Origin of the sequence: Aeromonas aquatica, from assembly GCF_000764655.1 — a bacterium.
GTDB lineage: Bacteria > Pseudomonadota > Gammaproteobacteria > Enterobacterales > Aeromonadaceae > Aeromonas > Aeromonas aquatica.
On record NZ_JRGL01000121.1, the window covers coordinates 39,173 to 52,994 of the forward strand.

Sequence of the window (13,822 nt, forward strand, 5' to 3'; positions counted from 1 at the left end):
AAACAAGGAGTGTGTATGTCTGAGCAACACCAGGATCCCCGTCAGGACCCGAGCCGAGTCATCCGTGCCCCCCGTGGCACGACGCTGACCGCCAAGAGCTGGCTCACCGAGGCGCCGCTGCGGATGCTGATGAACAACCTGGATCCGGAAGTGGCCGAGCATCCCCAGTCGCTGGTGGTGTATGGCGGCATCGGCCGCGCCGCCCGCAACTGGGCCTGCTACGACAAGATCGTCGAGGTGCTGACCCGGCTCGAGGAAGACGAGACCCTGCTGGTGCAATCCGGCAAGCCGGTCGGGGTGTTCCAGACCCACAAGGATGCGCCGCGGGTGCTGATCGCCAACTCCAACCTGGTGCCGCACTGGGCCAACTGGGAGCACTTCAACGAGCTGGATAAGAAGGGCCTGATGATGTACGGCCAGATGACGGCCGGATCCTGGATCTACATCGGCACCCAGGGGATAGTGCAGGGCACCTACGAGACCTTCTTCGCGGTGGCCAATCAGCACTTCAACGGCGAACCCAAGGGCCGCTGGATCCTGACCGGTGGTCTGGGGGGCATGGGCGGCGCCCAGCCGCTGGCCGCCACCATGGCCGGCTTCTCCATGATCGCCGTCGAGTGCGACGAGACCCGCATCGATTTCCGCTTGAAGACCCGCTACGTCGACAAGAAGGCCCACAGCCTGGATGAGGCGCTGGCCATGGTCGAGGAAGCCAAACGCAGCGGCAGCGCCGTCTCCGTCGGCCTGCTCGGCAACGCCGCCGACGTGTTCGCCGAGCTGGTGGCCCGTGGCATCACCCCGGATGTGGTGACCGACCAGACCTCGGCCCACGACCCGATTCACGGCTACCTGCCCCAGGGCTGGAGCGTCGCCCAGTGGCGCGCGCTGCAAAAATCCGCCCCCCAGGAGGTGAACCAGGCGGCTCGCCACTCCATGGCCCGTCAGGTGGAGGCCATGCTGACCCTGCAATCCCGTGGCGCCGCCACCCTGGATTACGGCAATAACATCCGCCAAGTGGCGCTGGATGAAGGGGTCAAGAACGCCTTCGACTTCCCCGGCTTCGTGCCCGCCTACATCCGTCCGCTGTTCTGCGAGGGCATTGGTCCCTTCCGCTGGGTGGCGTTGTCCGGTGACCCGGAAGACATCTACAAGACGGATCAGAAGGTGAAGGAGTTGATCCCGGACGATCCTCACCTGCACAACTGGCTCGACATGGCCCGCGAGCGCATCGCCTTCCAGGGCCTGCCGGCACGGATCTGCTGGGTCGGGGTCAAGGATCGGGTACGCCTGGGCCTGGCCTTCAACGAGATGGTGAAGAATGGCGAGCTGAAAGCGCCCGTGGTCATCGGTCGCGATCACCTGGACTCCGGCTCGGTGGCGAGCCCGAACCGGGAGACCGAAGCCATGCTGGACGGCTCGGACGCCGTCTCCGATTGGCCGCTGCTCAACGCCCTGCTCAACACCGCGGGCGGCGCGACCTGGGTCTCCCTGCACCACGGTGGCGGGGTCGGCATGGGCTTCTCCCAGCACTCCGGGGTGGTGATCGTCTGTGACGGCACAGATGACGCCGCCAAGCGGGTCGGTCGCGTGCTGCGCAACGATCCGGCCACCGGCGTGATGCGTCATGCGGACGCGGGCTACCCGATTGCCATCGATTGTGCCCATGAGGCGAAACTGGACTTACCCATGCTGGCTGCTGCCGGCAAAGGAGAGAAATAAGATGTTTGAACTCAACCTGTTACCGGGCAAGCTCTGCCTCGCCACCCTGCGCCGCGTCAGCCGCGAGCCGGTTCATATCAGCCTGGATCCGGCGGCGCTGCCGGGGATCCACGCCTCCGCCAACCTGGTCACCAAGGTGATCGAGCAGAATCGCGTGGTGTACGGCATCAACACCGGCTTTGGCCTGCTGGCCAACACCCGCATTCCGGTGGAGCAGCTGGACGAATTGCAGCGCTCCATCGTGCTCTCCCATGCCGCCGGCATCGGCACCTACATGGATGACGCCACGGTGCGGCTGATGATGGTGCTCAAGGTCAACTCCCTGGCGCGCGGCTTCTCCGGCATCCGCCTGACGGTGCTCGAGGCCCTGATGCGGCTCATCAACGCCGAAGTTTATCCTGTGGTGCCGAAGAAGGGCTCCGTCGGCGCCTCCGGCGACCTGGCCCCCCTGGCCCACATGAGCTGCCTGCTGATCGGGGAGGGCAAGGCCCGCCACAAGGGTGAGCTGATGGACGCTGCCACGGCGCTCAAGATCGCCGGCCTCGAGCCCATCTCCCTGGCGCCGAAAGAGGGGCTGGCGCTACTGAACGGCACCCAGGCCAGCACGGCCTTCGCGTTGGAGGGACTGTTCCACGCCGAGGATCTGTTTGCCGGCGCCATCACCATAGGCGCCATGAGCGTGGAGGCCGCCCTCGGCAGCCGCCGCCCCTTCGATGCCCGTATCCACGCCGTGCGGGGCCAGCGTGGTCAGATAGATGCGGCCACCTGCTATCGCCAACTGCTGGTGGAGGGCAGCGAGATCGGTATGTCCCACCACAACTGCGAGAAGGTGCAGGATCCTTATTCACTGCGTTGCCAGCCCCAGGTGATGGGGGCCTGTCTGACCCAGATCCGCCAGGCCGCCGAGGTGCTGGTGTGCGAGGCCAATGCGGTCTCCGACAACCCGCTGGTGTTCGCCGAGGATGAGGAGATCCTGTCCGGTGGCAACTTCCACGCCGAGCCGGTGGCCTTTGCCGCCGACAACCTGGCGCTGGCCATTGCCGAGATTGGTTCGCTGTCCGAGCGGCGCATGGCGCTGCTGATCGACTCCCGCATGTCGGGTCTGCCGGCATTTTTGGTCAACAACGGCGGCGTCAACTCCGGTTTCATGATCGCCCAGGTCACCTCGGCGGCGCTTGCCTCCGAAAACAAGAGCCTGGCCCACCCGGCCTCGGTGGACAGCCTGCCCACCTCCGCCAACCAGGAGGATCACGTCTCCATGGCCACCTTCGCCGCGCGCCGGTTGGCGGATATGGCGGAGAACACCCGCGGCATACTGGCGGTCGAGTTGCTGGCCGCCGCCCAGGGGCTGGATTTCCGTGCCCCGTTGCGCAGCACCGAGCTGATCGAACTGGCCAAGGGACGGCTGCGTGAGCAGGTCAGCTTCTACGACAAGGACAGATACTTCTCGCCGGATATCGAAGCGGCCGCGGCCCTGCTGGGCGCCGCCAGCTACAACGATCTGATCCCGGCCGGGATCTTGCCGAGCCTCTGAGCCCGAGCCTGATCGACCCATAGCAAAAGACCGCCCCTCGGGGCGGTCTTTTGCTATCTGGCCTGAGCCGAGCTATGCGTGTTCGAACATCAGGAACAAATAGACCACGAACAGCACCAGGTGAGTGGCACCGTGCAGCACATTGGTGCGGCCGCTGCTGAAGGTCACTTTACAGACCATGAGGGTGGTGAACAGCAGCACCATGTCGGCAGGGTCGAGGCCAAGGCGCACCTCCTGATCCAGCATGGAGCCGATGAGCAGCACAGCAGGCACCGTCAGGGCTATGGTGGCCAGCACAGATCCGAAGTAGAGGTTCATGGCGCGCTGCAACTGGTTGTTGAAGGCCGCCTTGATGGCGCCGACCGCCTCGGGAGCCAGCACGATACAGGCCACGATAAAGCCGCCGAGTGCGGCCGGGGCTTCCATCACATGGACCCCGAAGTTGATGGGGATGGCGAGGGTCTTGGCCAGCAGGATCACCACCACCAGGTAGGCGAGCAGCAGCAGGGTGTGGTAGACGTTGCTGTGCAGTATGCCGTGGTGCTCCTCGTGATCCTCGTTATCGCTGTCGACGAAGAAGTGGCTGTGGCTACGCGTCTGGATCAGCAGGAAGACGCCGTAGAGCAGCACAGAGATGATGATCAGCATCCAGGACATGGCGCTGGACATGCTGCCGAGATTGCCCCCTTCGGTGAAGTTCGGCAGCACCAGGCAGAGCAGGGCCAGCGGTATGATGGCCACCAGATAGGACTTCACCCCATCCAGATTGAAATTTTGGGTGTGATAGCGCCAGCCGCCGAACAGCAGGGTGAAGCCTACCAGGCCGTTGGTCACCAGCATCACCACCGCGAACATGGTGTCCCGCGCCATCACCGGATTGGGGTCGCCGGTCAGCATGACGGAGGAGATCATCACGACCTCGAGGGAGATGACCGACAGGGTCAGGATCAGGGTACCAAAGGGCTCGCCCAGCTTGATGGCCAGGGCATCGGAATGGCGCACGACGGAGAAGATGGCCCAAGTGACGACGGCGAGCAGGGCCAGGGATACCGGCAGGTAAACAGCAAGGGGCGTGGCCTCCGTCAGCAGCTCGCTACCCAGCGTCTTGAAGAACAACAGGGTCAGCAGGCCAACGGGCAGGGCAATCTCTTGCCGGATAAATGACTTCATAGGCATGGGTTCTCATCTCGGGGCGGCTAGGGCCGACGGGGACAGGGACAAGTCCGGCTGGACCATGGCGAATCCTGCACATGATAAAGGCAGTTACCCCGTTCGGGGAAAATCATTTTCATGGGCCTTGCCGCCGCCGCGTCAGTGTCCGCCTCTGGTCTGTTGCCAGTGCAGCAGCTCGGGCAACGGCATGGGACGGGCATACAGATAGCCCTGAATGAGATAGACGCCCTGTTGGGCGAGGTAGTCGACCTGGGCCTGAGTCTCGACGCCTTCGGCGATCATCTCCATGTCGGATTCCAGGCCGAAGGCGATGATGGCGTCCAGCAGGCTGCGCTTGGGATCGTCGGTGCCTATGGTGTCGACAAACATCTTGTCGATCTTGATCTGTCGAATGCCGAGCCGCTGCAGATAGGCGAAGCCGCCGTAGCCGGTGCCGAAATCGTCCAGCTTGAAGTGATATCCCTTCTCCTGCAGCGCCGAGATTTCGCTGGTGGCGGCCTCTATGTCCATGATGGGCTCGCGCTCGGTGAGTTCGAAGGTGAGCCGGGTCGGAGAGGGCCAGTCATGGTGTTGCAGCAGGTTGCGCAGATGGGGTTGCTCGATGTGGGCGGCGACCAGGTTGACGCTGACCCACTGCTCCGGCGCCAGCTGCGGCAGATCGGCGATCACCCTGTCCAGCAACTGTTCCGTCATCGGCAGGATCAACCCCTGCTGCTCCGCATAGGCGATAAAGGCGCCCGGCGCCGTGACGTCGTCGTCACGCTGCCAGCGCAGCAGTGCCTCGAAGCCGACGACACGCTGGCTGCGGCTGTCGACAACGGGCTGATAGAAGGGCACAAACTCCTGGCGGGCCAGCCCGGTGTGCAGCAATCCCTTGAGGGAACGCCGGTAGTTGCGTAGCAGCCAGTAGCCGGTGAGCAGCAGGGCGCCCAGGGTCCCGCCGACCCAGAATGTACCTCGATAAACCAGGCTCTGGGCATAGGTCCGCAAGGCCAGGCCGGACCACAGGGTTTGCTGCATCTTGTTGTCGGGGGTAGTAAAACTCAGGCTTTCGCTGCCGGGCTCGTGCTTGATGGCCTGCTCGCCGCGGGGGAAGATTTTGTGGCGGGCGAGACCGGGCACCAGCGGGGTGAACTCGATGTAAAAGCAGGCGGAACAGGGTTTCTCCATGATGGTGCGGATCCAGCTGTTGCTCAGCACCCAGTAGGCGAGCTGGTCTCCTCGCTTGGAGAAGATGACCAGCTCCTGCTCGGTACCAAACGCCGGGGGAGTGGCCGTCAGCCCGAAGCCATCGATCTCAGGATCGGGCAGGGTGCTGGCGTCGATGAGCGGCAGATCCGGCCCCAGGCTGGAGCAGCCCTTGCCTGAGGCCAGCTTCAATCCCTGCAGCCGGATGTGACGGTTGTAGTGCCAGGGATCCCGCAACAGCGTCATGTCCTGCTCGCCGCAGTCGAAGGCAAAGCGGGCCATCTGATCATCGATGCTCTTTTCCAGCGTCTGCTGGCGCTCATTCATGGCCAATTCTATCTCGGCCAGCTTCTGCTCCAGCAGGTAGTGGGCCAGGGCGTTGCTCACCGGCTGGCTCAGCAACAGGCAGACCAGTATGGGGAGGCTGAACAGCAACGGGCTGATCCAGAGGGGTGATAATCGTTTCACATCAGTCCTGTTCGATGAAAGGGGCGGCGCCGAGGGTATGTCATCATAGTCCATTAGCTGGTTCGATTTGAGACTCCGGTTGGAACATTAGTGAATTAACAGGCTAACCAATTGATAATTATGTATTAGTTATAAAGTGGTGGTGAAGATTCAATCGCTGACCTGTCATAAGTGACAATTGTCCAGCTTATCTGAACTGGTTTAGAGTAGCCCTGCGGTTTGACTCACCGTGTGTTCAATACTCCTGTATCTATTTTTGTCAGTAGCACAGAGTGTTAGTTTTGATATTGAGTGTTTCTTTTGGTCCCCACTGTGGGACCATTTTTCTGCCCGCGAGTCAGCTTCCTCCCCGTTTTCTACCTCTCCCCTGACGATATCCTCCCTGTGCACGACGAAAATGATGGGTTGCTTAATTGCAGAAGCGGGAGCTTCACCCATAGGCGGGCTTTGGCCAAGGCTGGTACCATGAGGCCATATGGATGCTGTCGGCTACGGAAAGGCACATGAAACTGACCACTCAACTCGTCTCCTTTATTACGCTGTGCGTGATCGCGGCCATGACCATGGTGATGCTCGGTGGGGTATTCAGCTTCCGCCAGATGGGCATGGAGATGCAGCAGAACCGGGTCGACTCCCTGGTGGATATCATCGACAAGCAGCTGAGCGCGGCTGACGACGAACAGGATCTGGCTCGCTGGCTGCCCTCCTTGCTGCGTGCCACCCATGTGGTCGAGCTGGAGATCCGCCAGGGCAAGCAACGGGTCTACTGGTTTCGTGATGTGCAGCAACAGACGGATGAGAGCCTGCTGATCCCCTACAGCAAGACCATCCCCCACCAGAGCGGCATGCGGGCCGAGTTCAAGCTGGACAGGCCGTTCAAGGAGTTCGAGTACTCCATGCAGGCCATGTCCGGCATCTCCTTTGGCGTCTTCATCGTGGTGTTCGGGCTCTGGTACTCCATCCGATGGCTGCGGCTGCAACTGCGCGGCGCCGAGCTGCTGGCCGAACGGGCCCAGCTGATCCTGGATGGCAAACTCACCAAGCTGGCCCACGATCCTGCCGATGAGTGGCCCGTGTCCGCCAGTCAGGCCCTCAGTCACCTGCTGGCCGATCTGGCGGATGCCCGCAAGGAGCGCAGCCGGTTTGACAACTTCATCCGCAGCAACGCCTTCGTCGACAAGATCACCGGCATCGGCAACCGCCTGTTCTTCGATAACCGGCTGGAGAGCGCCATCATGGAGGCGAGCGTGATCAGCGGGGGCGTCATGCTGATCGAGCTGGCCGGGCTGGAGGAGCTGGATCCCGAGCTGAGCGGGCGCCCGAGCCAGGAGTTGCTGATGGAAGCGAGCGCCACTATCGGTACCTTCGTGCGCAAACACAACGGCGCCCTGCAGGCCCGTTACGGCGCCCAGGTATTTGCCGTGCTGCTGCCCAACATGTCCGAGAGCGAGATGGTGGATGGGGCCAACCAATTGCTCAAGAGCCTGCAACGGTTGCACTGGCCCGAATCGGTCAATGTCGAGACCGCCGTCTACCTCGGTGCCGTCTGTTATCAGGCGCAGGACTCCCTGCTCAAGGTGCAGGAAGAGGCCGAGCTGGCACTCAAGAGCGCACAGTTGCAGGGCCACAGCGGCTGGTTCCTCTACGAGAAGGCGCTGGGCGAAGAGCCGAGCAGTAAGGGGACTGTGCGCTGGCGGACCCTGATCAGCCGCCGCATCGAGGAGCATGGGATCCATTTCTACCTGCAGCCGGTGCAGCAGGAGCCGGCGCAAGCGGTGCTGCAGCAGGAGCTGCTGATCCGCATCCATGACGAACAGGGTCGGGAGCTGCAGGCCGGGGTCTTCATGCCGATGGCGGAGAAGGCGGGCCTGTTGTTGCCGCTGGATCGGCTGGTGGTCGCCCGGACCCTGCGCCTGCTGCGCCAGCATCCGGAACCGGGTTGCCCCGTCAGCCTGTCGCTCTGTGCCCAGAATCTGCTCAATCGGGAGTTCCAGCGCGAACTCTTCTTCGATCTGTTCCAACTGCCGCGCAGCATCAATGAGAAGCTGGTGCTGCAGTTGTCGGAGGCCCAGGTGACCCGCCACTACGAGGCCCTCAAGCGGCCACTGCGGGCGCTGCGCATGCTGGGCTGCCAGTTGGCCATCGATCATGCCGGTCAGGATGTGGTGAGCACCCAATACATCAAGGAGTTCGAGATCAACTTCCTCAAGCTTCACCCCAGCCTGGTGCGGGAGATCCACCGTCGTCAGGTCAATCAGATGGCGGTGCGCAGCCTGGTCGGCGGTTGCGCCAACACCCAGACCCGGGTGATCGCGGTCGGGGTGGAGAGCGGCGACGAGTGGAAGATGTTGCGCCACCTCGGGGTGCATGCGGGGCAGGGGCCCTGGTTCGCCGAGCCACAGCCGCTGGTGATGGACAACTACGAAGCCTGAGTGGTTTGTCGGGCCGCCTCAGAGGCGGCCCTGCTCTCTCAGTCCCGCCAATCCCTGCAGGCCGCCGGTGTGGATGAAGACGATCTCGCTGCCACGGGGGATATGGCCCGCAGCCAGCTCCCGAAACAGCCCCCACATTGCCTTGCCGCTGTAGATGGGCTCGAGTGGCAGACCAGTCTGGGCACTGAAGGCCTGTACCCACTGCCAGAGGGCCGGGCTGAACTTGGCATAGCCGCCGTCGTGGTGCTCCAGCGCTATGTGCCAACCGGTCGTGCTGGCGGCGGCGGGATGGAGCCGGCACACCTCGTCATGGATGAAGGCACCGCCCTTGAGCACGGCGATGGCGAGCACCTGCTCGGGTTCCCGTTTGCCCGCGATGAGCCCCGCAAGGGTGCCACCGCTGGCACAGGGCAACACCCAGAGATCCGGTGAGAAGGGGACTTCGGCTACCAGTTCGGCCACCCCGGGGATGGCGAGCGGGCTGCTGCCCCCCTCGGGGACTATCAGGGTGTCCGGCGCCATGAAGCGGGCCAGCCACTCTGGATCCTGGCGTCGCCGGTAGCTCTGACGGTCCACAAAGATGAGATCCATGCCCCAGCCTTTGGCCGCGCTCAGGGTTGCGTTGCTGACGGCCTCGGGTTCACCGCGTATGATGCCGGTGGTGCGCAGTCCAGACCTGCGCCCCGCCGCCGCCAGCGCATGGATGTGGTTGGAGTAGGCGCCCCCAAACGACAGCAAGTGGGTCTTGCCTAAGGCCTCGGCCTGTTGCAGGTGGTATTTGAGCTTGCGCCACTTGTTGCCTGAAAGGGTCGGATGGATCAGATCATCCCGTTTGCACCAGAACCGAACCCCATGGGCATCCAGCAAGGGATGCTGGATCGGGTGCAGTGGCGAGGGGAGCTGGCCAGGGGCCAGAAGAGCCTCACTCTGGTTTGGCATAGTGGTCATCGATGCATCGTCTGTCATAAGTCTGGAGGCTAATGCTCTGTTTATGTTAAGGTTTAACCCGTTTCACGCAGCCAGGTGCAGGTCTCGATGAAATCATTTTTCCGACGTTCAGCCCCCGGCCATCGGGTTGGGCTTCTGCTGGCCAGCGATCGTATCCTGCTGGCCTGTGTGGAGCCACGCCCCCTTTTTACCAGCCGCGCCGTCAATGGGCCCCACGAATGGCCGCAGGCCATGAGCGAGCTGTTCGGCCAGCATGGCCTGGCCAAGTCTAAGGTGCGGGTCGCCCTGGCCGCCACTCTTTATCAACAGATCCAGATCGACAAGCCCGCCGTGCCCGATGCCGAGATGGTCGGCGCCCTGCCCTGGGCCATCAAGGATTTCGTCAACGAACCGGTGTTGCAGCTCGCCATGGACTATGTGGATCTGCCGACGCCGCCGGCGGGACGACCGCGCATCAACGTGATCTGCGTCCCCAAGAACCGGGTAAAGCAGCTGGCGGATGCGGTCAATAATGTGGCAACCCTGGAGGCCATCGTCAGCGACGAGCTGGCCATGACGGCCCTCTACGAGGCGGATCAGACGGTGCGCATGCTGCTGTGGCAGCCCAGGGGGCAGGATCTGCAACTGCTGGTGTTCCATCGGAGCGGGCTCTGTTTCTCCCGCCAGCTGCGCGGATTCGGCGCCCTGACTAGTGCCCAGGAGCCCGATCGCGATCTGCTCGATGGGCTGACCCTGGAGATCCAGCGCTCTCTCGACTACCTCGCCGGCCAGCTCAAGCTGCCGGAGCCGGGTCAGATGCAGCTCGCCATCGGCTCACCCTTCATCGGCACGCTGGTGCGTCACCTGGAGCAGGCATTCGGCTTCCCGGTCTCCGCCATGGCCAATAAAGCCGTGCTGGCCGGGGTTGAGTATCTCTCCGCCTATGGCGCCGCCCTCGGCAGGAGTGAATGATGAAGCATCATATCAATCTCTACGGCGCCGAGTTCAGGCCCAAGCGTCAGTGGGCCAGCCTCAACCAGATGGCCCTGATCTGGGGCATCAGCCTGTTGTTGCTGGCCGGCATCGGCCTCTCCTATGGCTGGCAGCAGCAGGGGGTCAGCCGCGAGCTGGCGCAGTTGCAAGCGGTGCTGGAGATCAAGCGTGGCGAGGCGCAGCGCCTGGACGCCGAGCTGGCTCGCCACCTGGCCGACAGCCAGTTGCAGCAGCAGCTCCTCAATAAACAGGAAGAACTGAGTGCCAAGCAGGGGCTGATGCAACAGCTGGGTAGCCTCTCCTTGCAAAAATCCCAAGGCTACGCCGGCGTGATGGCCGATCTCGCCCGTTTACGCGATCCCCATCTCTCCTTGCAGCGGATCGAGATAAACGACGGACACATCAACCTCTCCGGTCTGGCGGATCGCAGCCAGGATGTCCCCGCCTGGGTAAATCGCTTCAAGCAGACGCCGTCCCTGGCGGGCAAGCAGTTTGGCGAACTGACGCTGAGCCGGGACAAGGGGGGTCAGTTGGCCTTCCAGCTCAGTGGCATCGAGCGGGAGAAACCCTGATGGAATTGAAAACACAGTGGCAGGGGTGTGCGCAGAAAGTCGACGCCCTCAGCCTGCGGGAGCGGCTCCTGCTCCTGCTGACTGGCGTGATCCTGCTTGGCGCCGCTGGCGTCTACGGTTGGCTGGATGCCGCCGGCACCCGTCTCGAGCAGGATCGGCAGGCCCTGACGGCGGCCCAGCGGGATCTGGAGATCCTGACACTCGAGAACCAGGGTAAGCAGGTCCGACTGGCGCGGGACCCGAACTCACAGGTGCGTGAACAACTCGGCAGCACCGAACAGAGTCTCGCCAGGCTGGATGCAGAGCTCAGGGCCCAGACGGTGGATCTGATCCCGGCTCACGAGATGCCCGCCGTGCTGGAGGCGCTGTTGTCTCGCTCCACCAACCTGCATATGCTGGCGCTCACCTCCCAGAAGCCAGAACCCTTGATGGCCGGCGAGCAGAAGGCCAACCTGTTCAAGCACGGCATCCGGCTCCAGCTGGAGGGCGGCTATTTCGACGTCTACCAGTACTTGAAGGCACTGGAAGCGCTGCCGCGCCACTTCTACTGGAAAAGCTTTGACTACCGGGTGATCGAACACCCCAAGGCGACGGTGGAGATGGAGATCTACACCCTCAGCACCAGCAAGGAGTTTATCCGTGGCTAAGTGGCTGACCAGATTCATTACCCTGCCGCGCCCCGGCAACCGGGCCGGCTTGGCCTGGCTGGCATTGTGGGGCAGTCTGCTGAGTCCGCAGGCCCTGGCCGAGGTGCTGCAGGACCCTACCGCGCCCCTGGCCGGCTCCAGCACGGGGGCCAGCCCCACCAAGGCGGCCGGCTTGCCCAGGTTGCAGAGCATCATCCTCGGCAACGGTCCGGCGCTGGCGGTGCTCAATGGCCAGAGTTACCGGATTGGCCAGCGGGTCGACGGCTATCAGCTGGTGGCGATCAGCGCCGATTCCGTGGTGCTGGAGAAGGGGGGAAAGCGCCAGGCGTTGACCCTGTTTGGCAGCAAGATCAGAAATTGAAGCCGGTTCCACGCAGACTGCTGCGGGCCAGAGTCATCGAGTTTAATTGCGAGTCAGGTGCATGAATAATATGAAGAAACCACATTTCTGTCTGCTTCCCCTCGCCTTGGCGATGGCGGGCTGTACGACCTACAAGCATCCTGAGCCGGTGCAGGCCAAGGATGCCCTCAAGCAGGCCATGACCGAGCAGAACCAGACCGCCCCCCTGACCACCTTGCCCCCCTCGGTGCAAAGCGAGCTGCTGCAGCTCAATCGTCTCCAGCAGCCGGTGGCGGTGCCGGAGAAGCGGTTGCGCATCGCGGCCCATGACGTCGACGCCGTCGAGTTCTTCGGCTCCCTGTTCAAGGGATCCCGTTACAGCGTGGCGGTACACCCCGGGGTGGCGGGCTCCATCTCGGTGGAGCTCAAGGATGTGACCCTGCAGGAAGCCCTGGCGGTGGTGGGCGACATGTACGGCTTCGACGTGCAGCGCAAGGGTAACGTGTTCCACGTCTATCCGGCGGGGCTTCGCACCGAGACCATACCGGTCAACTACCTGATGATGGCCCGCCGCGGCCTCTCCCGCACCTCGGTCAGCACCGGCGGCGTCACCGCGAACGACAATAACAACAACGGCAATAACAACAACTTCGACGGCAGCAGCAACAACAACGGCAATAACGGCAACAACAATTACGGCTCCTCCTCCAACGGTGACAGCAGCAACAGCGACAACAGCAATGGCACCCGGATCGAGACGGACAGCAACAACGACTACTGGACCGATCTGCGCGACTCCCTGCAGACGCTGATCGGCACCGGCGAGGGGCGGGCGGTCATCACCAGCCCTCAGGCGGGCTTGGTCACGGTGCGGGCCTATCCGAAGGAGCTCAAGGCGGTACGCGATTTTCTGGATCAATCCGGCGAGCACCTCAAGCGTCAGGTGGTGCTGGAGGCGCGGATCCTGGAGGTCTCCCTCAACGAAGGCTATGAGCAGGGGGTGGACTGGAACGGTCTCTCCGCCAGTTGGGACGGCAACAAGGGGATCCGGGGCGGTGGCAGCCTTGGCAACAGCCAGGTCGGTGCCAGCAATCCCATCTTCAACGCCATCGGTGGCGGCGCCGGTTTCACCATCTCGGATGGCAACTTCGTGGTGGCGGTTGACCTGCTCAAGACCCAGGGCGACGTGAACACCCTCTCCAGCCCGCGGGTCACCGCGACCAACAACCAGAAGGCGGTGATCAAGGTGGGGACGGATGAATACTTCGTCACCAACGCCTCCACCACCACCACCACCTCGGGCAACTCGGCCCCCATCGTCACTCCCAACGTGGAGCTGACCCCCTTCTTCTCCGGCATAGCGCTGGACGTGACCCCGCAGATCGACGAGCAGGGCCGGGTGCTGCTGCACATCCACCCCTCCGTCATCGACACCGAGGAGCAGAACAAGACCATCAACGTCGGCACCGCCGATCCGCTGGTGCTGCCGCTCGCCAAGAGCTCCATCCGCGAGTCGGATACCGTGGTGCAGGCCAACAACGGCGACATCATCGTCATCGGCGGCCTGATGAAGACCGACAAAAAAGAAGTCGTCAGCAAGGTGCCGCTGCTCGGCGACATTCCCTGGGTCGGCGAGGCGTTCACCAACCGCAGCGAGAGCACCCAGAAGGTCGAGCTGGTGATCCTGCTCAAGCCGACCGTGGTGGATAACGACACCTGGCAGAAGGAGCTGCAGCGCTCCTCCGAGCTGCTCGACAAATGGTACCCGTCCAAGGGCTAAGCCATGACAGCGCATCCGTTGGTCGTGCACCGCCCAGGGTCACAGGAGG

General features: G+C 63.1%; 11 protein-coding genes. 8 read left to right on the top strand and 3 right to left on the bottom strand.

All coding sequences use genetic code 11. The features are described 5' to 3' along the window. The first annotated feature begins 15 nt into the window (after positions 1-15). Together hutU and hutH are read left to right on the top strand one after the other, a co-directional pair. Positions 16-1,719: a urocanate hydratase gene (hutU, locus tag LG30_RS0115755; RefSeq protein WP_033131652.1), complete on the top strand. Its 1,704-nt coding sequence runs from the start codon at positions 16-18 to the stop codon at positions 1,717-1,719. 1 nt (position 1,720) lies between these two features. Then, a complete protein-coding gene (gene hutH / locus LG30_RS0115760; RefSeq protein WP_033131653.1) occupies positions 1,721-3,253 on the top strand; it encodes a histidine ammonia-lyase in 1,533 nt (510 codons plus the stop codon). Positions 3,254-3,325: 72 nt separating this feature from the next. Here hutH and LG30_RS0115765 read toward each other — a convergent pair whose 3' ends face one another. Beyond that, positions 3,326-4,423: a calcium:cation antiporter gene (locus LG30_RS0115765; protein WP_033131654.1), complete on the bottom strand. Its 1,098-nt coding sequence runs from the start codon at positions 4,421-4,423 to the stop codon at positions 3,326-3,328. A 141-nt stretch (positions 4,424-4,564) separates the two neighbouring features. After that, positions 4,565-6,082 carry an EAL domain-containing protein gene (locus tag LG30_RS0115770; protein WP_033131655.1) on the bottom strand — a complete coding sequence of 506 codons (1,518 nt, stop codon included), beginning with the start codon at positions 6,080-6,082 and terminating at the stop codon, positions 4,565-4,567. A gap of 503 nt (positions 6,083-6,585) precedes the next feature. Here LG30_RS0115770 and LG30_RS0115775 point away from each other — a divergent pair. Beyond that, complete coding sequence (locus LG30_RS0115775; RefSeq protein WP_033131656.1) at positions 6,586-8,514, top strand: EAL domain-containing protein; 1,929 nt, start codon at positions 6,586-6,588, stop codon at positions 8,512-8,514. 18 nt (positions 8,515-8,532) lie between these two features. Here LG30_RS0115775 and LG30_RS0115780 read toward each other — a convergent pair whose 3' ends face one another. Next, positions 8,533-9,453, bottom strand: coding sequence for a 1-aminocyclopropane-1-carboxylate deaminase/D-cysteine desulfhydrase (locus tag LG30_RS0115780; protein WP_420796354.1), 921 nt, complete (start codon positions 9,451-9,453; stop codon positions 8,533-8,535). A 96-nt stretch (positions 9,454-9,549) separates the two neighbouring features. On the opposite strand from LG30_RS0115780, the gene LG30_RS0115785 reads away from it, so the two are divergent. The 5 genes from LG30_RS0115785 to mshL all read left to right on the top strand — a co-directional run bounded on the left by LG30_RS0115785 (position 9,550) and on the right by mshL (position 13,773). After that, positions 9,550-10,413, top strand: a complete 864-nt coding sequence (locus LG30_RS0115785; protein ID WP_033131658.1) for a type IV pilus biogenesis protein PilM — start codon at positions 9,550-9,552, stop codon at positions 10,411-10,413. Then, positions 10,413-11,006, top strand: a complete 594-nt coding sequence (locus LG30_RS0115790) for a PilN domain-containing protein (RefSeq protein ID WP_033131659.1) — start codon at positions 10,413-10,415, stop codon at positions 11,004-11,006. The genes LG30_RS0115785 and LG30_RS0115790 overlap by 1 nt, the downstream gene beginning before the upstream one ends. After that, positions 11,006-11,653, top strand: coding sequence for a hypothetical protein (locus LG30_RS0115795; protein WP_033131660.1), 648 nt, complete (start codon positions 11,006-11,008; stop codon positions 11,651-11,653). Before LG30_RS0115790 ends, LG30_RS0115795 begins: the two co-directional genes overlap by 1 nt. Before the next feature lie 49 nt (positions 11,654-11,702). Then, a complete protein-coding gene (locus LG30_RS0115800) occupies positions 11,703-12,014 on the top strand; it encodes a SctD/MshK family protein (protein ID WP_033131689.1) in 312 nt (103 codons plus the stop codon). A 70-nt stretch (positions 12,015-12,084) separates the two neighbouring features. Then, the gene (mshL, locus tag LG30_RS0115805) at positions 12,085-13,773 is read left to right on the top strand and encodes a pilus (MSHA type) biogenesis protein MshL (RefSeq protein ID WP_033131661.1); all 1,689 of its coding nucleotides are present in this window, start codon (positions 12,085-12,087) and stop codon (positions 13,771-13,773) included. Positions 13,774-13,822 lie beyond the last annotated feature (49 nt).